Origin of the sequence: Aureimonas sp. OT7 (genome assembly GCF_014844055.1) — a bacterium.
GTDB classification, from domain to species: Bacteria; Pseudomonadota; Alphaproteobacteria; order Rhizobiales; family Rhizobiaceae; genus Aureimonas; species Aureimonas altamirensis_A.
The window spans coordinates 3,294,051-3,314,739 of record NZ_CP062167.1; the positions used below are offsets into that span (position 1 = coordinate 3,294,051).

The following is a 20,689-nucleotide window of genomic DNA, read 5'->3' on the forward strand; positions in this document are numbered from 1 at the left end:
TGAGGTCTTAATTGATTGAGAAAGACGCGGGTTGCGCGCCTTACCGATCCTGCCGCCGAGACCTTTTCCGTTGACAGGTATTTGCTTATATTCCTAACCACCGTCCGAACCACGGTGCACCGAGGGCGGTGGAGGCCAGGTTTACGGCGCTGCCGTACAGGGCTTGCTGTTGCTGGTTGGCGGCGTTCACCTGATTGCGGTAGTTGGCCTCGACGAGGCCCGAGATGTCCGGCGCCTCGACTGAGTAGGCCGGTGTCTGCTGGAAGCCGGGCATCTGGAACGACGGCGCGGCGCGCAGCATGGCCGCCGTTTCCGCCAGAGGCTGGTTGCGCAACGTCAGCGCTTCCGACAAGGCCCTGTCACGCTGGTCCGCCGAGAAGGATGCCTGCTGGGCGGCCTGCGAGAAACGCTGGTTCTGCGCCGTGTTGGCAAATTGCGCCGACGCGAGATCCTGGCTGAAGCGGGTGTTTGCGACATCATTGTTGAACCCTGCGGTCGAAAGCCCCTCATTGTAAAGTTGCCCGCGCGCGGCGGATGCAAGACCGAACAGTCGCGACTGCTCCTGCGATCCCGCCGCGATGGAATCATACGCCGCCCTGTTCATCGCCTCCGACTGGGCTCGGTCCAGCCGGTTCAGTTCCGCCTGGCCGGCAGAGCTGTCGAGGGGAATGCCCCTGTCGGACAATGACTGGACGAGGCGGTTGCGCGATTGGGCCATGTCCGGCTGCAAAAGGGCTTGCGCCTTGCCGAAAGACGCGTTTTGCGCGCGTGCCGCGTCGGCACCGAAGTCTGAAAGGCCGGGCAGTGACGGCAGCCCCGTGGCGGTAACGGTTTGCAGGGCGTTGCCATGATTGGGAATGATGTCCGTAACCGTTCCTGCCGTGGGGATGGCAGTCGGCCGCGCCGGCAGCTTCGAGATGTCGAGCGGCACTGACGTGATGTTGCGCGCCATGGATGCGGCCCTGGCGGTCAGCGTGTCGGCTGCCCGCAATTGACCATCCAGCACCGACTGCGCCGACGGCGCAAGGGTTACGGTCTGCGCATAGGGCGTGCCGTCGCTTCGCCGCTGATAGGTCGTGGAGCCGAGCGGCCCATATTGATTTACCGCATTGTAGGCGGCGCTGTCGCGTACGGCGGCGCTGTTGGCCTGCGCCTGCGCCGCTGCCGTCGTGTACGGGTTCGGCGCTGTCGGTGTGCTTTTTCCCATCGTCTCAACCTTTCAGCCAAAGGCAATCGTCGGCCAGGAGGCCGTAGCTGCAAAGAATGTCGCCATCCTCGAAAAAGCCCGGGTGCTGCCCTTCGCAGTGGAAACCGAGCCGTTGCACCAGGCGCCGGGAGGCATGGTTGCCATGTTTGACCATGGCGCTGATGCGGCGGCATCGCAGATCCTGGAAGGCGTAGGCGAAAGCCGTGCGCAACAGGCGCCGCGTCAGCCACGCGCCCTCACCCGCCACGGTCACCCGGATATCGGGACCACGAAACTCGGTGAAGGCGATGCCCCCGACCAACCGGCCATCCCTCATCGCCCCGAAGGCGACGGCGCCGTCCAGCGCCTGGCAGGATTCGACCCGGGCGGCGATCCAGCCCGCGACATGGGCATGGTGCCCGGTCAGGATGACGTAGCTCATACGCCGGCCTCCACCATAAGGGTCGTCGCCAGCCATTTGACCCGTCCGACGCGACTATCGACCCGCAGGCCGACGGCGAACCACTCGCCGATGGCGCCACCGCCACGAAACTCCACGGCGACCTGTTCCGAGCCTCCCCAGGTGGCGACGTTCCAGACCGATTGGTTCCAGATGCCCGAACCGGCGGCCAGGGGCACGGTGCCCTCCGCTCCGTAGACGGGCGGCTGGAAATCCACCCCGAGGACATGGCGGATGCTGGGGGTGGAGGTTGCCGTGACGATCGGCTTGACGAGCCCCACACGCTTCCGGCGGCCGGGACCGCCAAGCGGGTTCCAGGCTGCCTGGGCCGTCGCGACGATGGCGGCGCCGTTGTCGCTGTCCCCGCCCAATTCGCAGATGCGTCCATCGCCCGTGCCGAAGCACAGCGCTTCGCCCACGCTGCCCCAGACCGTGGCGGGCAGGCCGGCCCATCGCGACCACGCGCCCGCCGTAAGGCTGTAGACGTGCTGCTGCGCCGCACTGGCGGTCTGCGGTACGTGGACGATGATGATCCGTTGGGCCGGACTGTACAGGACCTGCCAGCCGGCATTGGCCCCGAACGCGGAGACGGAGCTTTGGGCAAGCCGCCCGATCCGGCTGCCGAACCCGGCCACGGGAGAGCGGCCGGACGGAAGCAGACGGGACAGTTCGGCGTAACCGTCGAGCGACACGGTAAGCACGTCGCCGCCGTGGCTCTCGACCGCAATCGGCCGCGCGACCGGAAAGACGCCGACCCGCCCCCAGCTTGCCGCATCGCCCGGGTTGGAGCCACGATAGACGATGGCCTCGCCGGACGACATGAAGAAGGCCACGGCATCATCGTCACCGCCGGCGCCCCCGTCCGGAGCCAGGGTGGCGATCTCCTCGAGCACGCCGCCCTTGTTGCCGACGCCCGACAGGTCGAAGGGCAGCAGCGTGCCCGAAACGTTGCCCGGCGCCTCGGTGTACCAGAACTTCGCCGATCCCCGTTCCGCGAAGAACAACCGCCGTGCATGAGCGCGCACCCGGTGAAGGGCGGCCAAGGCGGCAGGGCCGCTGAAGCTCGGCGTCTCCAGCGTCGTGCCGGAAAGCGCGCGGGGCGCGTCCGATCCATTGACCAGGAACAGGCGCCCGTTCATGACGGCGGCGCGCCAGCTATCCGATGCGAAGCCGCTGCCGAGCTGCGTCGTGCCCGTCGCAACCAGATGGAGCTTGCCGCCGCTGGCGGCGATGCTTCCCATCGAAGGATCGGGCAAGGGATGCAGGAAGCCGACACGCGCGCCGGTGCCCAGGCTGTTGCGCACGGTGTAACCCGGCCGGCTTTCCACCCCGCCACCGATGCAGACGAAGTTGCAGAGGTCAACCGCGTCCACGGGGTTCATGCCCCCCGCTATGGCATCCTCGCCATTGATCCCGCCGTAAGGTGCGGGTACCGTCACCGGCGCGGAGCGTGCCGACCCGAATGCGGACAACAACCGAAGCGGCCGCCGCATCATAGGTCCACCGTCTCGCGCGTGGCGCGCATATGCTCGTTCGCGATGCGGGACAGGGCTTCTTCGCATTGGCGGAAGGCTTCGGCATAATCGAAGCCGTTCGCCTCCTGCCAGCGCCATTTGACGGCGGCGCGGATGACCGGCGTGTCGAACAGGATGTTGTCCGTATCCAGCGTCGCGGTATCGGTGGCCGCGGCGGCAAGCGGCTTGATCCATTTTCCGTCGACGAGCCGCCGCGTATAGGGATAGCGCCGGACGAGCTCGTCGGCCGCCTGTGCAAGCACTGCCAGCATCTGCCTCACGACAGGGTCGGCATTACCGATGATCGAGGCCGGAGCCGGCAATTGCAGGCCGGGCATGATGGAGCGGATCAGATCGCCGAGTTGCATCATCCACGCTCCGCCGCCGTGCGCCGGCCACCGGGGCGCCCCGGGCGTTGCGACGCGCCCTGCGCCAATGCGGCGCGCAGTTCCGCATTCTCGGCCGCCAACGCGGCGATCTCGGTGCGCAGCCTCTGCACTTCGGCAGCCCGCTGTGGCCCCTCTTCCCGCAGCGTCTGGAGGAAGGCTTCGGCCCGCTCCTTGGCTTCGCGATACTCGACGGGCGCCGAGCCGAGGTCGGCGGCGGCGAGCCGCTCAACGGTGCGTATGCCGCGCTCGGCCAGGCCAAGTTGCACGGCCTCGTCCGCCGCGGGCCAGGCACAGAGCGGAAAGCCCTCGTCGGCCGCCGTTCGGGCCATCGTATAGGCGGCGTATTGCGAAGGGTAGGTGGCGATGTCCGCGGGCCGCGCCCGCCGGACGATGCGCGTGGCGAAATCGCGGTAGCATTCGAAGTAGGTTTCGAGGCGATAGGTGGCGAGCCCGTCCGGCCCCAGGCCGGACGGCTCTGCCTTGTCGAAGAAGCGGATCATGGAAAAGCCCTCGGGCGCCTGATGCCGCCGCGCCCCATTGCGCGGCGGCGGAAATCGCGTCTGGCAGGCGCTTAAAGCCCGGTGACGATCAACCGTCCGTGGCGGTTGCGCTTGTAGCAGGTGAGCGCGCCCATGAAGCCGATATGCTTGGTGACGGCGTCCATGTCCGGGGTGGATTCCGGCAGGTCCAGCTCATCGAAGCCCCTGCCCTCGTAGTATTCGAGGTTCAGGAAATCCGTGTTCAGGAAGAAGCCGTTATCGTCGGGATGGGCCGAACCGGCGCTCTCGGTGATGACCGTTGCCGACCGGTACTTCAGCGTATCGAAGCCCAGTGCCGCCGCGTTGGCGTCTGCGTAGCGCTGGTTTTCCTGCAAGCCGCTTTCGTACAAACCGTAGACATCGTCCGACAGGGTGACGATGTCGGTCTTCTCGGTGCCGACGCAGCACTGGCGGTACAGGGCGCTCATGCCAAGGCGCAACCGCCTGTAGCGTTCCCGGTCGTCGGCGGCGCCCGCCATGGCAACCGTCGCCGCCTTGTTGCGCCACCACGGCTTGGCCGCGGCGTCGATGCCGCCCACCGTTCCGACGGCCGGCGTATCCGACACGATGGCATCCAGGCCCACGAAGGACTTGGCAACGGAGCCGTCGCCGTAGAGGGCCCGCGTGATGCCGGATTTCAGGGTGTTTTCGGCGTTCTGCGTCTTGGCGCGCAACAGCTTGACGATCTGCGAGCGGCCGGCATTCTTGGCCATTTCCTCGCCCGACAGCGTTATGGAGGCGGCCGCCATGCCCGGCGTGTATACCGCCTCGCCGATCGTCTCCTTCTGCGTGCGGCCGAGGCTGTCGACCCCGTCATACCACCTGAAATCCTCCTCGTCGAAAACGACGGGGCCGCGAATGTCCGACCCGCCATCCAGGGGGGTGATGCGCCCCTTCTGCTGCAGGGTGGCCAGCACGAGGTTGGACCCCGTGACGTTATCGTAGAGTTGCCGGCGATAATTGGCGATCGTCGTGGCAAGCAACTGGCGAAGCTGGGCTGCGTTCATCGATGTCCTCGTTTATCAAGCGTTGACCTGCCGGAGCGCGATGGCGATCGCGTCATCCAGGTTCCTGACGTCCGGTGTGCGGGCAAAGCCGCCGCCACCGGGCCGAATGTTCTGCCGGGCCGCAAGCGCGGCATCGGAGGCCGCGCGGCGGGCCTTGTCCGTTCCGTCCGCGTGCAGCTTCGCCTGGCGGTTCGCCAGTTCCGCCTCGATCAGGGTTTCGCGGATCTGCGGGTTCATCCACACGGCGTGGCTGTAGGCCTGCGCCAGGTCCATCGCGGGATCGGCCCGGATCAGCGATGCCATCTCGCCCGACACGGCCTCGTAATGCGGGTGGCGCGGCGCGCCGGCCTCGTCCGCTGCATCCCGGAACTCGGCTATCCGGCGCATGACGGAGGCGCGTGGATCCGCTTGCGCGCCGCCCGCATGCACGGCCTCGCGGAGCGCGGCGCCGATATCCACACCATGCCCGGCGGCATGGCGCGCCACCAGCTTCAGGTAGCCGGCGGGGTCGGAGGCGGCATAGCGCTCCATTTCGATGAGATGGCCGATACCGCCAACCTCGTCGAAGCCGGACTCCTTCATGCGGGCCATCAGATCCTCGGTGATGAGGGCGCGCAGCCGGGCGCCGAGATCGTCCACCCCGACCGGTGGCGCGGCGTCATGCGGCAGCGGGGCATCTTCCTGTTTCAGGTCCGTATCCACGTTAACATCCCTCATGCGTAGAGCCTTCGGCCGGCCGGATGCCCTTCAGGTCCCGGGCATCGACGCAGCCATGGCGTTGCAGATCCGCGCGGCGTTCGGCGCGGGTCGAAACCACTCGCCCGGAAATGGGCGAGCGATAGGGTTCGATGTCCCGGATCAGGCCGGGACATGGAAAATCGGACCGGCAGTCGGTCATGGGCGTTCCCCTTTGCGGGCGGTTGCGGAAGCGATGGCGCGGGCCGTGTCGAGCGCCAGTCTGCGGCGCTCGATGTCCATCTCCTGCTGGCCCTCCTCCATGGCCAGGGCATGGCGCTCGCGCTCCATGGCCAGCGCCTCGCGCCGGGCCTGCAGCCGCACCGCCGCTTCCTCGTCCACCGGGGGCGGGGTCGGCGCCGGCGAGCCGGAGGAGACCGTTTCGGAAACCTGGTCGAGAAGGCTCATGAGGTCGCGGGAGCCCTTGAACGGGCGCAGCGCGAGTTTCAGCACCTCGCCGACAAGGCGCGGCGGCGCCATTCCGGACTGCACCAGCGGGCCGAAGGTCTGCAGGATGCTGGCCGCGGCCTGCACCAGCCGGGCGGACGATTCCTGCTCGGCCACCTCATCCGCCGCGATGGTGGAATCGCTTTCGATATCCACCCGGCAGAGCAGCAGCATGTCGTTGCGCAGGAAGGATTCCACCTCGGCGTCCACGGTGCGGCCCGTCATCACCGCCAGCGTATCGGCCGAGAAGCACGTGGCGACGATTTCGGCCGCGATCCGCAGCGTGTCGCGGATACAGGCGTTCAGCGCCCGCCGCCGGTCGTCGATGCGCAGCGTGCCGAAATTGCCCTTGATGCGCTGCGCCGTCGCCGTCTCGCTGGCCACGGAAGCACCCCTCAGCACATCGGAGATGCCGGTGACCTCGTAGAGCGCCTGCTTGGACTGCTCCCGCGCGCCGTATAAGGCCATCGCCGTCTGCGCCAGCATATCCAGGGGGATCATCCAGACGTTGCTGGCCAAAGCCTCCATCTCCACGGCCGCGACGGGGATCATCTTGCCGTCCTCGCCCTCCAGCGCGTCGGCCAGTTCCTCGATCGAGCCGTTGAAGAGACCGCGCACACGCATGCGCTGCATGATGGCGTCGATGCGCTCGGTCAGCCTGGCGATCTCGGCGGCCAGATCACGATAGATCTCGTATTCGGGCACCGGCACCATGGTATTGCCGGTGGTAACCGCCGTCAGTGGCTCGGCGCAGGGGAAAAAGCCCTTCAGCCCGAGGCGGTCGCCATCCTGGCGCAGGAAGACGGCCCCGTCCGGCCCGAGCGCGACAAAGGATACGGTGCGCGTCTCGCGGTCCCAGCATTCCCAGACGAGAGCACGCTTTTCGACCGCCTCGGCGCCATGCCTCTCGTCCTCGTGGTTGGCCGGCCGGTGCACGAAGGCGCCCCGGCACCAGGCCTCGTCGGCGAGCAGCCGTGCGGCCGCCTCGCCATCGCCGAAGCCGGCCTCCACGGCGGTCCGCGTCAGATAGTGGCGGAACGCGCACCACCCGACATCCTTCCAGCGCCGCACCGGCTCGCAGACGAAATCCTCCCAGAAGACGTGGTCGAACTCGATGCTCTCCCAGACTTTCCGTGGTTCGGTGACGGGCTGCCCCTGCGCATCCGTGACAGGCAACCCACCGGCATCCGACAGCGGCATCGGCCGTACCACCGGCGCCCAGCGCACGCGCAGCACCCCGCGCCCCGGCAGCAGGAAATCCTGCACCAGGCGGCGCAACTCGGAGTCGAGATCGCCGGCATCCACCGCCACGTTCAACGCCGCCTGCAGGATATCGGAGGCACGGTCCGCAACGCCGTCGGCGGGGATCGTGCGGCGGCGGACATCGGCCCTCGGCGGCTGCTGGTACATCACCGGGGAGAGGATCGACGTGTTGGCGTAAAGCATGTTGAAGCGCCCGCGCCCGGCGGCGCCGTCGGCTGTCCGCTCGGCACGGTAGATCTCCACCACCTCGCGGCCCTTTTCACGCCAGTCGCGCTCGGCCCGCAGGGCGGCTTCGAGGCGTGTTTCCCATTCCTTGGCATCGGCTTCTGTCACAGTCGTGTTCCTGATCGTGGGCGCGAAAACGCGTTCTTCGCCATGAAGGGGTCGCACACAGGCAGGCCGGGCCCGTTGGCCGTGCCACGCATCCTGTCCAGCATCTGCGTCGTCTTGGTCAGTGCATCGACCTGGTCGTCATGCCGGCCGTTCGGGAACACCGTCAGCTCGGCGACGAGATCGGCCAGCCACGGCGCGCCGCGCCGCAACTTGACCCGGCCGGAGGCCATCTGGCCCTGAAGCGAGCGCGCTCGCGCCACCTTGTCGGTGGTGGACGCCTCCTGACGGCGGTGGAAGAAAACCCGCCGCTCCGCCATGCGACGGCGCAGGAACGGGCCGATCGACTTGTTGATCTGGCCCGCTTCCTCCGCCCAGGCCAGCGGATCGTGCGCCTCGACCAGATCCAGCAGCGGTTCGATCCACTTGTCGGGCTCGCCCTTGCCACGCCAAAGGTCGTGGACGTAGAGCGTGCCGTCCGCATCCATCGCCACCACCACATGAACCGTGTAGTCGCCAGCGTCGGACACCGCGTAGTCGGACCCGCCATAGAAGCGGCAGCCGGCAGGCAAGGTGTCGTAGTGCGCCAGCCATTCACGGCGGAAGATGTCCCCTTCGTCGGGCGAAGGCCGCTGCTGGAACAGGCTCGCCCAGCTTCTGGGGTTGCGCTCGAACGGCGCCCAGTGGCTGCGCGGGAACCATTCCGGCCACAGATACTCGCCCGGCCGGCGGCCCAGCGGGTCGTCTTCCCGCTCGGCCCGCGCCGGCAGGCACAGGACGCGCCATGTCTGGCCGTCCCGGCAGGCGATATCACCGGACTGCCCGTCATATCCTTCCGGCAGGATGCAGCCGGCGAGGTCTTCCTCGTGCCACCGGGTCTGCACCAGGATCACCGATCCGCCGGGCAGTAGCCGGGTCATCAGGTCGTCGTGGTAGGCATCCAGCGTCTTGCGCCGGATGACCGGGCTTTCTGCATCCTGGCGTCCCTTGACCGGATCGTCGATCAGGACGAGGTCCGCGCGGTTGCCGGTGATGCCCGAAAGGATACCGCCGGCCATGTATTCCGAGCCATTGGTCAGTGACCATTCGTCCGCCGCCGCGCTTTCGGCAGACAGGCGCGTGCCGAACAGCCTCTCGAAGGCGGGTTGCCGGACGATGGAGCGGCAGCGGCGTCCCAGCTTGCGGGCAAGCTCGGTCGCGTAGCACGCGCCGATGACGCGGAAGCCCGGCTTGCGCCCCATCGCGAAGGGCGGCGTCAGCACGCTGGCATAGGTGCTCTTGGCGCTGCCCGGCGGCATGAACACCATGAGGCGGCCGTTGGCGGCGTCGAGGCAGGTGTCGATGGCGTCCATCAGCAGGCGGTGGTGGGCGGCGATGCCGTTTTCCACCGCCTCGTCGGGCCGCCCCGGTATGGCGACGGCGTCCGAAAAGCCCGTCAGGCTTTCACGTCCCCTCCGGCGGCGCAGCAGCTCGCGCGCCGCCTGAGCTGGCGATACTAAGAAGCTCATCGTCGCTCAGATCTTTCGGGTTCGTCGGGCCATCGGGGGCGGCGGGGGCGGCGTCGCCGGCGCCCGGCTTGCCATAGGCGCGGTCCAGGATGGCGTTGGCGGCGGAGATGCGCGCGGCCTCGCTGCCGCCCTCGACGGCGATTTCCACAAGGGCGTCCAGCGCGGCCTCCGCATGGCCGCGCGCCAGTTCGGCAAGGCGCGCCCCCTGGGCAACGCCCCGCCTGCGCGCTCTGCCGGTGGCGGCGCTTCGTGCTTGTCGGACCACAGATGCTCCAACGGGTAGATGCAGGGATCGGAAACGAAAAAGGGCCGCGGCCAAATTTGGCGCAGCCCTTTCAAAACCAGACAGTCGATACAGAAATTCAACCGTACGAATCTTCTAGCCGATCACCGTAACGGTGTCAACCATATTTTTCAGGATCAATGATTTTCGTTCATAGGATTTTGTCCGGGCCAGGCCGCGAGATGATCCTCGAACTCCTCGGGCGCCAGCCCCTCCTCGCTGATGGCGCGTCCCCGTACCGATATGCCGGCCTGGTGGACGGTTGCCGGATCGCCCGATACCAGGTGATGCCACCAGTACAGATCCCGCCCCTCGGCGACCAGGCGATAGGCGCAGGTGGGCGGCAGCCACGTGATCTCGCGCACGCTCTGCGGCGTCAGCGGCAGACAGTCGGGCACCGTCGTCAGCCGGTCTTCGTAATCGGAACAGCGGCAGCTATCGCAATCCAGGAGCCGGCAGGCGACATTGGTCCAGGCGATCTCGCCCGTGTCCCAATCCTCGAGCTTGTTGAGGCAGCACCGGCCGCAGCCATCGCAAAGGGATTCCCATTCGCGCGGAGAAAAATCCTCCAGCGCGCGCTCGCGCCAGAACGGTCTGTTGCCGAAATCACGCAGCGAGGAATTCAATGGCGAATCTTGCGTCGGTGGCTTGCTGTTTACCGTCAATTTGCTCACCTAGGGTTATGAAGGGCGTACGAAGCCGGGCAGCGGAAGCCATTCCGTGTGCCCCGTATGCGTGGTGGTGATAAGCGTGCGGAAACATCTCCCACCCAACCGGCAGAAGCGGCGCGGCCCAACGCCGCTTATCGAAGTCGATGCCTGGCTGGATAGCAGCTTGTGGCGGCTTTTTCACGGCTTTTCGGCCGCCTGGGAAAGCCTGACAATCTTTTCCCGAAAGTTTCGTGCGCGCGGCTTCAACCGCGTCATGGTGGAGTTGTCCTGCGAGGGGCTCACGCTCGGCGTCGCGGGCCTGCTTGTGCTGCTGGCCCTGGCGCAGCCGGCCATGCGCCTGACTGCAGACGGCCTTCCTGCCGAGGGTTCCTATTCGGTCGCCTTCCTCGACCGTCATGGCAACGAGATCGGCCGGCGCGGCGAACTGCGCGCCGACGCGGTGCCGATCGAAGAGATGCCGGATCATTTTCTCAAGGCCGTCCTGGCGACCGAAGACCGCCGCTTCTTCGAGCATTGGGGTATCGACTTCGTCGGCCTCGGACGCGCCATGAGCGAAAATGCGCGCGCCGGCGGCGTGGTGCAGGGTGGCTCCACCCTGACGCAGCAACTGGCCAAGAACCTGTTCCTGACCAACGAGCGGTCGATCGACCGCAAGATCAACGAGGCGTTCATCGCCCTGTGGCTGGAGACGCATTACTCCAAGCGCGAGATCCTGGCGATGTATCTCGACCGCGCCTATATGGGCGGCGGCACTTTCGGCGCCGCGGCGGCGGCCGAGTTCTATTTCGGCAAGGATGTCCGCAACGTGACCCTGGCCGAGGCGGCCATGCTGGCCGGCCTGTTCAAGGCGCCGGCCGCCTATGCGCCGCATATCAACCTGCCCGCGGCGCGCGCCCGGGCCAATGTCGTGCTTGGCGCCTTGGTGGACAGCGGCTTCATGACGGAGGGCCAGGTTGTTGCGGCCAGACGCCGGCCCGCCACGGCCGTCGACCGGTCCACCGTCGCTTCGCCCGACTATTTCCTCGACTTCGCCTTCGACGAGGTGCGCCGCCTGACGGCCGGCACCAAGCTGCGCAATCTTACGGCACGCACCACGATCGACATGGGGCTGCAGCGGCTGGCCGATGAATCGATCGACTATCATCTGCGCCAGTTCGGCAAGACCTACGGCGTGGAGCAGAGCGCCATGGTGGTGCTGGATCACGAGGGCGGGGTACGGGCGCTGGTTGGCGGACGCGATTACGGCGTCTCGCAGTTCAACCGCGCCACCCGCGCGCTTCGCCAGCCGGGCTCCTCCTTCAAGCCGTACATCTACGCGGCCGCCATGGAAGACGGCATGACGCCCAAGGATACGGTGGTGGACGGGCCGGTTCGCGTCGGCAACTGGTCGCCGCAGAACTACGGCAACTCCTTCGCGGGGCGCATGTCGGTGGAAACGGCGCTGGCCCGTTCCATCAACACGGTTGCGGTCAAGCTCAGCCAGAAGGTCGGCTCCGGCAACGTCGCCCGGCTCGCCGCGCGCATGGGCGTCGAGACGCCGCTTCGCGGCGACAAGACCATCGCACTCGGCACCAACGAGGTGACGGTGATGGACCAGGCGACCGGCTATGCGGTATTCCCTGCCGGGGGCATGCAGGCAAACCGCCACGCCGTGCTGGACATGATGGATGGGGAAGGCAATGTCGTCTGGAGTGCCGCGCGGGATCTGCCTGCGCCGCAGCGCGTGCTGTCGGCAGAGGCGGCCCGCTCCATGAACGAGATGCTGGTGCAGATTCCCGAGCGTGGAACCGCCCGCCGCGCCGCCTTGTCCATGACGCGGGCAGCCGGCAAGACGGGCACCACGCAGGGCTACCGGGATGCCTGGTTTGTCGGTTACACGGGTAATTTCACCGCGGCCGTCTGGTATGGGAACGACAGCTTCAGGCCGACCAACAAGCTGACCGGCGGCTCGTTGCCGGCAATGACGTGGCAACGCTTCATGGAAGCCGCCCACAATGGGATCGACCTCTATCCCATACCCGATATCGAGAACCCCCTGCCCGAGCCCGGCAGCACGCCTGTTGCGGCACGCGACGGCGACGCGCCCGTCATCACGCGGCCGCCCAGCATCAATGCCGATACGCAACGCCTTCTGTCCAATCTGTCCCGCATGATGCGCGACGCCCCGCCCACGGGCACCAACCGCGTCGCCGCGCGGGGCGAAGACGCCATGGCCGCGGAAGCCCGTTGACCGCAATGCCAGGGCTGCGCCTCGTCCTGTTGATGCTTGTCGCGATCGTCGTCGCATTCGGCGGCGGCGCCTGGTCGGCCCAGGCCCTCCTGGCGCGTTTCGAGGGCCAGGGCGTCATCGCCATCGGCCCATGGCGTGCCGACAGGATGACCGGCTCTCCGGCAGCAGACCCTTATTCCAGGGCACGGTCGGCAAAAGACGGCAATCTCACCCTCGGCCTCGGCGAAGGGCTGGCCTTCCGTGCCGCGACCGATTCCGACGGGCGCCCCCTCAGTGCGGACTGCACCTACCGGGTCGAGGGGCCGATACCGCTGGCGCGCCTCTACACGCTGACGGCCTACCGCCCGGACGGACGGCTTGCCCTGCCGCGGCAGTCCGATCGGCCAAGCGTTCTCGTATCCTCCAGGCTGATGCGCGACGATGCCAACGCCGCACCCATCGTGGCGAGCGCGGTGGCACAGCCCGGCAACTGGCTGTCGCTGCCCGGCGATGGCGGCCCGGTGGTCCTGGCGCTATCGTTGTACGATACGCCGGCCAGCAGTTCGGCCGGTACCGAAAGGCTGGCCCTGCCCACCATAGACAGAACGGGTTGCACCGGCCGTGGGTAAGCTGATCCTCGCTCTTCTGGTGGGTCTCGTCGGCGCCGCCGTCGTCCATATCGGCGTCATCCTGGCCATGCCCAGGATCGCCGAGGACAGCGCATGGAGCCGCCTGTCGGCGCGCAGCGCGCTGTTCGAAACCGAAGTGCTGGCCGCAGGCTCCGGGCCGTTCACCTTCGTCGACCCGGCCTTCGACCTGTCCACATGTCGCTTTTCCAGCGCCAGCGGGCCGGTGCACCTGACGGCGGAGCCGTCCTCGGCCTTCTGGACGGCATCGCTGTTCAGCCCCTCCGGCGACAACATCTACAGTATCAACCAGCGCGCCGCCCTCGACGATACGCTGGATATCATGCTGGGCACACAGGAACAGTTCGACCAGTTGCGCCTGGCGGGGACGTTCGACGAGAACGCCTCGATCTTCGTGCCCTCCGATGCAGTCGAGGGCTATATCGTGTTGCGCGGCGTGGTGGAGGCGCCCAGCCTTGCGGCCGCGGCGGCACGCTTCGTCGCAACGCTGCAGTGCCGGACCGAACCGCTGCCGCCGTCCTGACGGTCCGGCATGGTTAATGATCGGTTAAGGTTTCCGGTCTAATTTGGGCAAACCCTCACAGGAACGATACGCAACGCACCATGATCGACGCCGCACCCGCCCTCTTCCGCACGCTGGAAAAGCCGCAAGGTGCGCAGTCCATCGACACGGTGGCGCTTGCCGCAATTTCCGCCTTCTCGGCCATAGAGCGGCCCAGCCGACGCCAGGCAGAGGATCTGACACGCCTTGTCCTGTCCAGCTGGCCGCGCCTGTCGGACCCTGCCAGGCGCGAGGTCGCCAGTGTGCTTTCGGGCCTGGATAACAGCCCGGTCAGCGTCGAGGCCCTGGCGGCAGAGCTTCCGGCGCGGCCGGAGGCCGCATCCGCACCGCTGCTCGGGCTCGTTCGCCGCACCCAACTGCGGTTGGCCGATACCGGCGCAGAGGCTTGCCCGACGGCCTCTCCCGCGGTCCAGGCTGTCGCCGAAGCCGCGCTGAAGGGTCAGTTGGACAAGGCTTTCGACCGTCTGGCGGATGCCTACGGTCTGCAACGCGGGCGACGCCCGGATTTTACCGGCGACACCGGCGGACACATGATCGCCATGGCGTTGAAGGGCCTGAAGGCCAGCCCGGGCGATGCCCTGGCGATCCTTATGATGCTACGGCCGGAGTTTTCCAGCGACATCCAGGCGTTGGACGGCTTCGCGGCGGATTACCGCAAACTCGATCCGGACGAATGCCGACGCAGGCTCAGGGCGGAATATGGACACTCCCGTGGGGAAACCTTCGGCCGCCTGCGCGAACCTTCGGCCGATGCCCCGGCCCGCAGCCATTTCGGCAAGCGGCGACAGCGGCCCGAGTGTCCGGTCACCCAGCCTCGGCAAGCATGAGGTAGCGGGAGACGTCATCCGTCTCCAGTTCGACGACCCAGAAATCGGGGTCGAAACGCGCCTCCCGCTCGAAGCGCTTCGCCAGCGCCTCCGGGTCCTTTTGGGGCTCGGTCATGAAGCGGCGCTCGCCATCCTCGTCGGCCAGGGCCTGAACCGCCGGCGCGTACAACTGCACGCTGCCGTCTCGGTGTCGCACGACTACGAAGATCGCTCCCGCCGCCTCCGCGCCCCGGCGCTCGACGGCGGCGAAGCCGCCATCGGCAAAGACCCGCCGGATCAGCTGCGCGACGAACAGGTCGGCGGTGATCCGCATCAGTGTACCGCGCCGACGTCCGTCAGCTTCTTGAGCACGTCGCCATCCGGCTCGCCCGTCACGTCCATGCCGTGGAGGGCCTGGAACGTGCGGATGGCCGCACGCGTCTGCTCTCCGGCGATGCCGTCCGCCCGCAGCTCTGCGACATTGGCCCGCGTCAGCGCGGACTGGATCTGGCGCACCAGCTCGCGGTCGTTGCCGGAAGCGGCATTCAACTCCGCGACGCGCTCTTCGAGGCTGCGGTCGTCTCCCCCGGGGGTCGGGTTGACCTGCCCGTACTGGCGCACCTGCGTCAGCAGCAGCGGCGTGATCATGCCGTCCACCTGAAGACCCTGGCTCTCCTGGAACTGCCGGACCGCAAGATCGGTCGCCTGGCCGGGCCTGCCGTCGATCTCGCTCTTGTAGAAGCCGTGCAACTGCAGCACCTGCTGCACCTCGCGCACCAGCGGCACCGACATGATGCGGGGGTCGTTGACGGGGCGCCATTCCTCGATGGCGGCCACCACCTTTTCCTGCGGGATCGCGCCCGTGATGTCGGCCGGCTCCGAGGAAACATGGACCCCGCCGCGCGTCGCCAGGATGGGACTGACGATTCCCGCCTCCTGCCGAAAGGCGTTGGCGCCGACGACGGAGCCGAGCGTCAGGAAGGCCGCCGTGCCGAGATACAGGAGCGGCCGTCTGGAGACGAGGCGATACAAACCGAGCGCGCCGGCCGAGGCCAGCGTCGCGATCAAGCGCGTCGCGCCGCCTATACGGTCAGGCTGAGCGGCGGTTCGGCGCTTGCGGGATGTTTGGGGCGAGGTCCGGGGCTTTTTTACGGGCATCTGTCAGGCTTACGATATTTTCCATTGGAGTTGCAGATCGTGCGGCGATGCGCGCTTGGCAATCGGCCGGAATGAAGCAGTCTACCACGGTGCCGATACCGGCGCGGCTGCAGGTCTGCAGCCTTCCGAGATGCATGTCGCACAGGCTGCGCGCCATCAGCAGCGCGCAATTGAGCGCCGGCTGTGCGTCGGAGCCGGCAAGGCCATCGCCGCCATCGGTCACGGTCAGGCGCAGGCCGCTTTCGTCGGTGGCCACGCGGATATCGATCTCGCCGCGCGGCGTGGCGGCAACGGCATTGGCGAAGACGATGCCGAACAGCAGCCGAAGCGCCTCGACGTCGGCGACGCACGCGCCATTGTCGGCCGTGGTCACGGCAAGCCGCAGGCCTTTGCCCGCGGCCTCCGCGCGGGCGGTCACAAGGGTGCTCTCCACAAGCGGCGCGATCGGCAGGCTCGTCGGCTCCAACCGGCAGGCGCCGCCATCGATGCGGGACAGGTAGCATAGGGCGCTGGCCAGAAGGTCGACGGGCAAGGAGCCGGCGCCATGGCCCGCAACGGCGAGCTCGTGCCCGAGAGCCGTCAACAGGCTCGTCTTGCCGGCGCTGGCGCGTACGGCACTGTGCAGCGCCGACTCGACCGACCCCGCGTCAATCGGGCGGACCTCGTCATTCGGTTCGCCGACCGCCAGCACGGCCCCGGCCGCGTCGGCCCCGTCCATCGCCACCAGCTTGAGGCGCATGCCGCTTGTGCCGATCCCATCGGCGGCGCGAAGCTGCAGATCGGCGCGGGCGCCCCCGTCCCTCAGGGAGGCCAGGGCGGAAAGAACGGCGATGCGGTCGCGAAGATGGACGAGGTCGGCCAGGCCGCCCCCCGGCTCGGGCCCGCGTACGGACTGCAGGATGCGCCCCTGCCGGTCGAGAATCAGGATCAGCGAAATCGTCTCATCGGCCAGGAGGGCCTTTGCAAAAGCCGGCAGCACGGCGCAGGGCGTCCGTGCCGCTGCGGCGGACACGCGCCAGGACACGGTCACCGCCGCGCCCGCCATGCACGCGATCGAGGCAAGCAGCAATTCGCGGCTGACGGCGCCCATGGCGACACCTGCCCACACCGCCAGCATCGCGCACCCCATGCCGACCGCCAGAAGCACCAGCAGCACGCGCAGTCGCGCCACCCGCGCCCGCCCCTCGAACTGGGCCGGCAGAAGCCCGTCCAGACCATCGCGCAGCCAGCCGCCAAGGCGGGCGCCGCGCCGGCCGGCGTGCCCTTCCTTCTGGTGCGCGGTGTTTGCGGGAGTCTCTTTCGCCATCGAATATGTGTGTCGCAGCCTCTGTCCAATCGGCGGGATCGTGCCCGCCAACCCTTTAATGAAGCCATAAGTCAGCCTGCCCGCAGGGCCGCGGGGCATGCCGAATGGCGCCTTTCACCATGGATTCGGAAGGGCATCGCTCAACATGGTTAATCGTCGGCATCCAAGCGTAAATCATGATTTTACAAGGAGTTGAGCGCATCCTCCATCGTATTGCGACGGGTCGGGAGCACCGCGCCCGACGGATTTCAAGGAAGCGGAAACCCTGATGCGATACAGGAGAGCAACCGAAACGCCAGGGATGGGCCCGCCGTTTGATCCGCTTCGTCATCAGGATGGCATTCTTGCTGGGGCTGATCGCCTTTTTCCTGCCGGGCGCCGACCGCGCCCGCGAGGGAGAGGACATCAATTACTTTCTTGCCTTTGCGGGCTTCCAACAAGCGGTCAGTGACCTCGGGGGCTTCTGCGAACGGGCGCCCGCCGCCTGCGGGGCCGGCTCGCAGATTGCCGGCTTCGTGCTCAATCGCATCGGCGACGGGCTCGAATATGGATATGCGCTTGTGCGCGGAGGAACGGCGGCGACAGGCCCGGCAGCGCAGCCGGCCGCGCAGGCGGCGGCCACACAGCCCGCACAGGCCCTTGTCGGTCCGGTCCGGCCCGAGGCCGCCGGCAATCCGGTCGGCAAGCCGGTGCCGCATCCCCAGCCACGCCCGGCAGGGTGACGGCCGGGGTTTAACCTTGCCCCTTGCATGCCCTATATCGTGCGCACACGCTAAAATTCGCGCGGCCCAACGAAACGAGACATCATGCGCAAGATCGAGGATATCCTCTCCGACTTCGAGTTTCTGGACGATTGGGAAGACAAGTACCGCTACGTCATCGAGCTTGGGCGGGAACTGCCCCCCATGGCGCCGGAAGACATGAACGAGGCGACCAAGGTGCGCGGCTGCGTCAGTCAGGTCTGGTTGAAACAGACCCTTGAGGACGGCGCGGTGCCGCGCCTTCATTATGCGGGGGAATCCGACGCGCATATCGTGCGCGGTCTCGTCGCCATCACGCTTGCCCTGTATTCCGGCCGCACCGCACCGGAGATCCTGGACGCCGACGCCGAAGCCATATTCGAACGGCTCGGCCTGAAGGAACACCTTACGCCCCAGCGATCCAACGGGCTCCGCTCCATGGTCGCTCGCATCAAGGACGATGCCCGGCGGGTGGTGCAGCCGGCCGGATAGAAGGCCGGGCACCCTCGGCCATCCAGCCGCGCGTCCGTGCACCCGGCTGCGTCGGGCCGATGGCGGCTTCGCTATAGCCGTAATGGCGTGCAAGCGCCCCCAGCGCCAGCTTGAAGACCAGCTTTCCGGAGCGCACCGGCCAGCCACGCTGCCGCTCCACCTCTTCGAGGCCGATCTGCAGGCCGCATATATCCATCACGATGCCCGAAAGTTCCGGTCCAACCGCGGCGAGGGCCTTGCCCACGCGCGTTCGCGCGTCGATCGCGGTATCGGCGCCCCTGTCGTCCGGGCCGCCGCGCTGCCCTTTCGGCGTCGGGTCGTAGCTCTGGCTCGTCGAAGGCTGGAGACCCGCAAACTCGAAGTCGCGCGAGAACCTCTCTCCCGCGTCCCGCTCGGCCCCGCTCAGGAAAGCCTTGCCGCCGCGCTCGGCCCTGCCGAGCCGTACAAGCACATCCTCCGTCCGGGCGCGCTTCACCGGGCAACCTCCCACGGCGATGCCATCATATCCCGACAACTTTCGGCAAAGCGTTCCATCCGCGCCAGGAACGTATCGAAGGCCGGATCGTCGCGGCGGTCCTCCACGCGGCGAAGGGCATACCCGATGCTTGTGCGGTCGCGGCGGAAGGCGTCCGCGATCTGGCGGGCCGGGCACTGGAATACGACATGGGCAAGATACATGGCGATATGGCGGGCGTCGCATACGGACGCGGCGGATCGTGTCGGCGCAGCGATCTCGCTTTCCTGCTGGTTGCAGAAGACGGCGGCTATCGCGATCGCCATGCCGCATGGGCCGGATACGCGTCCGGCGGCCATCGGGGCTGGCGCCCGCTGATACGCCGACGGCACGGAATGCATAGTCATCATAACTCAACCCCGGAACTACCTCGACGCGCCGATTGAACGACATCGGCGGGACATGTGAATAAATTCACACACATTCGAACCGGCGGCCCGGGCCAAAGCCTTCGATAGCGGCGTTTTCCACCGCAATTCACGATATTAATCTAGAGTATTTATCCCCACCCTAAGGCGTAGCCTCACTTTTCTCCTCCTGGCATTGCGAAAGGAAGAGAGCATGAAAGAGGCATCGGATATGGAAATGGCGCTGGCGCGCGCTGCACGCGCCTTCGTTGCACACGCCGCCCACGCCCGGACGAAGGCGGAAGCCAATCTGGAACTTATGGGAGTTCTGCTGCATCTCGGCTACACCAGGAGCGAGGTGCAGGTGTTGGAGGCGCCCGACGGGCGATTGCCGCGCACGCTTGCGGCCGCAGCCTTGCAACTGCTTCAAACCCGCATCGAGTACCTGTCCCGGCAGGCGCGCAGCGGCAGGCCGGGCTATGACGTATCGCGGCATATGCTGCTGCATCGGACGCGCAAGCGGCTCCTGGCGATGGAGTGTCCCGAGGCCGACCCTCAGCCCTGTGCAGCCGAAGGGCAGGTCGCCATGCTGCCGAAGAGGCTGTCCATGGTCAGGCGGCCGACACGCCCCAGGTCGAACTCACAACTGTTCTTAAGCCATTCGCCGAACAGGCCGACGAGCATGCATAGGTAAGCGTTGGTGGCCGCCTCGGGCGTCCAGGCCGGGCCGAGCTGGCCGGAGGCCGCCGCCCGCTCGAAGATCGCCTCCACATTGGCACGCATGACCTCCCGGCCCTGCCTGTGGTCCCATAGCGCCTCTTCCATCTCGCCGACATACTCGCAGCGCAGGAGGATGATAGTGAAAACCCGCTTGGCCCGCTCATCTTCCTGGAAGCGCTTGAACGTCTCGACGGTAAAGTCCCGAAGGTGCGTCAATGGCGAGGGAGACTCCATCAATGCCTGTGCCCGGAAGAATTCCTCCTGCGGCAGATGGGCGCGGTCGCACATCGCGCGAAACAGATCGGATTTGTTCGAGAAATGCCAGTAGATCGCACCCCGCGTAACACCGGCGGCGGCCGCGATCTGGTTGAGGCTCGTCTGGCTGACGCCCCTCTTGAAGAATACCGCTTCCGCGGCGTCGAGGATCGTCTCGCGGGTTTCCGCCGCTTCCTGTTTGGTACGTCTCATCCGGGCTCCAATAATTACATTCATATATGAATGTAAAAATGGTGCATTGCAAGAGATTTCGTGCCCTTGGCGCCTCTCGATCACCCTGTCGTGCATCGCATGCCAGCCATGCGCGATGCTGCATTGCAGCAAGAGCCTGTGGCCCATACCTTCCATCGACAGCATAAGGAGAAAGCCATGAAATTGCGTCATCATCTGCGCCGCCTGGTCGTGCGTACCGGCGACATCGAAGAAAGCTACCTGAACGAAGCGACGTCCCTTGCCGACCTGGAGATTCGCCAGCGCGAGATCGACCGCGGCCGTTTCCGGCGCTGATCCGGCGCCAATCCGTCGATAGTTTCCTTGCGACATAAACAACGCAACTTAAAATTATTGTAACCGAAGTCGT

General features: G+C 66.9%; 24 protein-coding genes. 7 read left to right on the plus strand and 17 right to left on the minus strand.

All coding sequences use genetic code 11. From position 1 onward, the window contains the following. Positions 1 to 85: 85 nt before the first annotated feature. The 11 genes from IGS74_RS15805 to IGS74_RS15855 all read right to left on the minus strand — a co-directional run bounded on the left by IGS74_RS15805 (position 86) and on the right by IGS74_RS15855 (position 10,287). Positions 86 to 1,207 (minus strand): hypothetical protein, encoded by a 1,122-nt coding sequence (locus IGS74_RS15805; protein WP_192387364.1) that lies wholly within the window; start codon positions 1,205 to 1,207, stop codon positions 86 to 88. 4 nt (positions 1,208 to 1,211) lie between these two features. Further along, positions 1,212 to 1,628, minus strand: coding sequence for a GNAT family protein (locus IGS74_RS15810; protein WP_192387365.1), 417 nt, complete (start codon positions 1,626 to 1,628; stop codon positions 1,212 to 1,214). After that, on the minus strand, positions 1,625 to 3,085 hold the full coding sequence (locus IGS74_RS15815; RefSeq protein ID WP_192387367.1) for a hypothetical protein: 1,461 nt from the start codon (positions 3,083 to 3,085) through the stop codon (positions 1,625 to 1,627). Before IGS74_RS15815 ends, IGS74_RS15810 begins: the two co-directional genes overlap by 4 nt. A 53-nt stretch (positions 3,086 to 3,138) precedes the next feature. After that, complete coding sequence (locus IGS74_RS15820; protein WP_039192136.1) at positions 3,139 to 3,531, minus strand: hypothetical protein; 393 nt, start codon at positions 3,529 to 3,531, stop codon at positions 3,139 to 3,141. Then, positions 3,528 to 4,049 carry a hypothetical protein gene (locus tag IGS74_RS15825; RefSeq protein ID WP_192387369.1) on the minus strand — a complete coding sequence of 174 codons (522 nt, stop codon included), beginning with the start codon at positions 4,047 to 4,049 and terminating at the stop codon, positions 3,528 to 3,530. Before IGS74_RS15825 ends, IGS74_RS15820 begins: the two co-directional genes overlap by 4 nt. Before the next feature lie 71 nt (positions 4,050 to 4,120). Then, positions 4,121 to 5,095 carry a phage major capsid protein gene (locus IGS74_RS15830; protein ID WP_039192130.1) on the minus strand — a complete coding sequence of 325 codons (975 nt, stop codon included), beginning with the start codon at positions 5,093 to 5,095 and terminating at the stop codon, positions 4,121 to 4,123. Positions 5,096 to 5,110: 15 nt separating this feature from the next. Beyond that, positions 5,111 to 5,812 (minus strand): hypothetical protein, encoded by a 702-nt coding sequence (locus tag IGS74_RS15835; protein ID WP_192387371.1) that lies wholly within the window; start codon positions 5,810 to 5,812, stop codon positions 5,111 to 5,113. A 177-nt stretch (positions 5,813 to 5,989) separates the two neighbouring features. Further along, positions 5,990 to 7,873: a hypothetical protein gene (locus IGS74_RS15840; RefSeq protein WP_192387373.1), complete on the minus strand. Its 1,884-nt coding sequence runs from the start codon at positions 7,871 to 7,873 to the stop codon at positions 5,990 to 5,992. Then, a complete protein-coding gene (gene terL, locus IGS74_RS15845; RefSeq protein ID WP_192387375.1) occupies positions 7,870 to 9,378 on the minus strand; it encodes a phage terminase large subunit in 1,509 nt (502 codons plus the stop codon). The genes IGS74_RS15840 and terL overlap by 4 nt, the downstream gene beginning before the upstream one ends. After that, positions 9,314 to 9,643 carry a hypothetical protein gene (locus IGS74_RS15850; protein WP_192387377.1) on the minus strand — a complete coding sequence of 110 codons (330 nt, stop codon included), beginning with the start codon at positions 9,641 to 9,643 and terminating at the stop codon, positions 9,314 to 9,316. Before IGS74_RS15850 ends, terL begins: the two co-directional genes overlap by 65 nt. Before the next feature lie 155 nt (positions 9,644 to 9,798). Beyond that, complete coding sequence (locus IGS74_RS15855) at positions 9,799 to 10,287, minus strand: YcgN family cysteine cluster protein (protein ID WP_245283011.1); 489 nt, start codon at positions 10,285 to 10,287, stop codon at positions 9,799 to 9,801. Positions 10,288 to 10,411: 124 nt separating this feature from the next. Between IGS74_RS15855 and IGS74_RS15860 the strand changes: the two genes are divergently transcribed. The 4 genes from IGS74_RS15860 (at position 10,412) to IGS74_RS15875 (ending at position 14,577) form a co-directional block, all read left to right on the plus strand. Further along, positions 10,412 to 12,562, plus strand: coding sequence for a PBP1A family penicillin-binding protein (locus IGS74_RS15860; RefSeq protein WP_192387379.1), 2,151 nt, complete (start codon positions 10,412 to 10,414; stop codon positions 12,560 to 12,562). 5 nt (positions 12,563 to 12,567) lie between these two features. Beyond that, complete coding sequence (locus IGS74_RS15865; RefSeq protein WP_246723158.1) at positions 12,568 to 13,170, plus strand: DUF1214 domain-containing protein; 603 nt, start codon at positions 12,568 to 12,570, stop codon at positions 13,168 to 13,170. Next, complete coding sequence (locus tag IGS74_RS15870) at positions 13,163 to 13,711, plus strand: hypothetical protein (protein WP_192387382.1); 549 nt, start codon at positions 13,163 to 13,165, stop codon at positions 13,709 to 13,711. Before IGS74_RS15865 ends, IGS74_RS15870 begins: the two co-directional genes overlap by 8 nt. Positions 13,712 to 13,791: 80 nt before the next feature. Continuing rightward, complete coding sequence (locus IGS74_RS15875) at positions 13,792 to 14,577, plus strand: hypothetical protein (RefSeq protein ID WP_192387384.1); 786 nt, start codon at positions 13,792 to 13,794, stop codon at positions 14,575 to 14,577. On the opposite strand, the gene IGS74_RS15880 is transcribed toward IGS74_RS15875, so the two are convergent. From IGS74_RS15880 to IGS74_RS15890, 3 genes are read right to left on the minus strand one after another with little or no spacing between them, the layout of a single operon-like run. Beyond that, positions 14,555 to 14,890, minus strand: coding sequence for a DUF1491 family protein (locus tag IGS74_RS15880; RefSeq protein ID WP_039192112.1), 336 nt, complete (start codon positions 14,888 to 14,890; stop codon positions 14,555 to 14,557). The two genes, IGS74_RS15875 and IGS74_RS15880, sit on opposite strands and share 23 nt — an antisense overlap. Then, entirely contained in the window at positions 14,890 to 15,624 is a 735-nt protein-coding gene (locus IGS74_RS15885) for a peptidoglycan-binding protein (protein ID WP_039192108.1), read from the minus strand. Before IGS74_RS15885 ends, IGS74_RS15880 begins: the two co-directional genes overlap by 1 nt. A gap of 22 nt (positions 15,625 to 15,646) precedes the next feature. Next, entirely contained in the window at positions 15,647 to 17,020 is a 1,374-nt protein-coding gene (locus IGS74_RS15890; protein WP_192387386.1) for a HAMP domain-containing sensor histidine kinase, read from the minus strand. Positions 17,021 to 17,364: 344 nt separating this feature from the next. On the opposite strand from IGS74_RS15890, the gene IGS74_RS15895 reads away from it, so the two are divergent. Together IGS74_RS15895 and IGS74_RS15900 are read left to right on the plus strand one after the other, a co-directional pair. Next, complete coding sequence (locus tag IGS74_RS15895) at positions 17,365 to 17,742, plus strand: DUF5330 domain-containing protein (protein WP_192387388.1); 378 nt, start codon at positions 17,365 to 17,367, stop codon at positions 17,740 to 17,742. Between the two features lie 84 nt (positions 17,743 to 17,826). Then, positions 17,827 to 18,252, plus strand: coding sequence for a SufE family protein (locus IGS74_RS15900; RefSeq protein ID WP_192387390.1), 426 nt, complete (start codon positions 17,827 to 17,829; stop codon positions 18,250 to 18,252). Here the strand turns inward: IGS74_RS15900 and IGS74_RS15905 are convergent. The 3 genes from IGS74_RS15905 to IGS74_RS15915 form a co-directional block, all read right to left on the minus strand. Further along, positions 18,212 to 18,727 (minus strand): DUF6456 domain-containing protein, encoded by a 516-nt coding sequence (locus tag IGS74_RS15905; protein ID WP_192387392.1) that lies wholly within the window; start codon positions 18,725 to 18,727, stop codon positions 18,212 to 18,214. The genes IGS74_RS15900 and IGS74_RS15905 overlap by 41 nt on opposite strands. After that, on the minus strand, positions 18,724 to 19,065 hold the full coding sequence (locus tag IGS74_RS15910; protein WP_192387394.1) for a helix-turn-helix domain-containing protein: 342 nt from the start codon (positions 19,063 to 19,065) through the stop codon (positions 18,724 to 18,726). Before IGS74_RS15910 ends, IGS74_RS15905 begins: the two co-directional genes overlap by 4 nt. Before the next feature lie 603 nt (positions 19,066 to 19,668). Then, positions 19,669 to 20,301 carry a TetR family transcriptional regulator gene (locus IGS74_RS15915; RefSeq protein WP_192387396.1) on the minus strand — a complete coding sequence of 211 codons (633 nt, stop codon included), beginning with the start codon at positions 20,299 to 20,301 and terminating at the stop codon, positions 19,669 to 19,671. 108 nt (positions 20,302 to 20,409) lie between these two features. Between IGS74_RS15915 and IGS74_RS20490 the strand changes: the two genes are divergently transcribed. Next, positions 20,410 to 20,616, plus strand: coding sequence for a hypothetical protein (locus IGS74_RS20490; RefSeq protein ID WP_348641876.1), 207 nt, complete (start codon positions 20,410 to 20,412; stop codon positions 20,614 to 20,616). Positions 20,617 to 20,689: the final 73 nt, after the last annotated feature.

Bases quoted from the DNA above. Each gene is read 5' to 3' on its own strand.
- IGS74_RS15805 (WP_192387364.1), bottom strand. From the start codon at position 1,207: ATGGGAAAAAGCACACCGACAGCGCCGAACCCGTACACGACGGCAGCG.
- IGS74_RS15810 (WP_192387365.1), bottom strand. From the start codon at position 1,628: ATGAGCTACGTCATCCTGACCGGGCACCATGCCCATGTCGCGGGCTGG.
- IGS74_RS15820 (WP_039192136.1), bottom strand. From the start codon at position 3,531: ATGATGCAACTCGGCGATCTGATCCGCTCCATCATGCCCGGCCTGCAA.
- IGS74_RS15825 (WP_192387369.1), bottom strand. From the start codon at position 4,049: ATGATCCGCTTCTTCGACAAGGCAGAGCCGTCCGGCCTGGGGCCGGAC.
- IGS74_RS15830 (WP_039192130.1), bottom strand. From the start codon at position 5,095: ATGAACGCAGCCCAGCTTCGCCAGTTGCTTGCCACGACGATCGCCAAT.
- IGS74_RS15835 (WP_192387371.1), bottom strand. From the start codon at position 5,812: ATGAGGGATGTTAACGTGGATACGGACCTGAAACAGGAAGATGCCCCG.
- terL (WP_192387375.1), bottom strand. From the start codon at position 9,378: ATGAGCTTCTTAGTATCGCCAGCTCAGGCGGCGCGCGAGCTGCTGCGC.
- IGS74_RS15865 (WP_246723158.1), top strand. From the start codon at position 12,568: ATGCCAGGGCTGCGCCTCGTCCTGTTGATGCTTGTCGCGATCGTCGTC.
- IGS74_RS15875 (WP_192387384.1), top strand. From the start codon at position 13,792: ATGATCGACGCCGCACCCGCCCTCTTCCGCACGCTGGAAAAGCCGCAA.
- IGS74_RS15880 (WP_039192112.1), bottom strand. From the start codon at position 14,890: ATGCGGATCACCGCCGACCTGTTCGTCGCGCAGCTGATCCGGCGGGTC.
- IGS74_RS15890 (WP_192387386.1), bottom strand. From the start codon at position 17,020: ATGGCGAAAGAGACTCCCGCAAACACCGCGCACCAGAAGGAAGGGCAC.
- IGS74_RS15900 (WP_192387390.1), top strand. From the start codon at position 17,827: ATGCGCAAGATCGAGGATATCCTCTCCGACTTCGAGTTTCTGGACGAT.
- IGS74_RS15910 (WP_192387394.1), bottom strand. From the start codon at position 19,065: ATGGCCGCCGGACGCGTATCCGGCCCATGCGGCATGGCGATCGCGATA.
- IGS74_RS15915 (WP_192387396.1), bottom strand. From the start codon at position 20,301: ATGAGACGTACCAAACAGGAAGCGGCGGAAACCCGCGAGACGATCCTC.
- IGS74_RS20490 (WP_348641876.1), top strand. From the start codon at position 20,410: ATGCGCGATGCTGCATTGCAGCAAGAGCCTGTGGCCCATACCTTCCAT.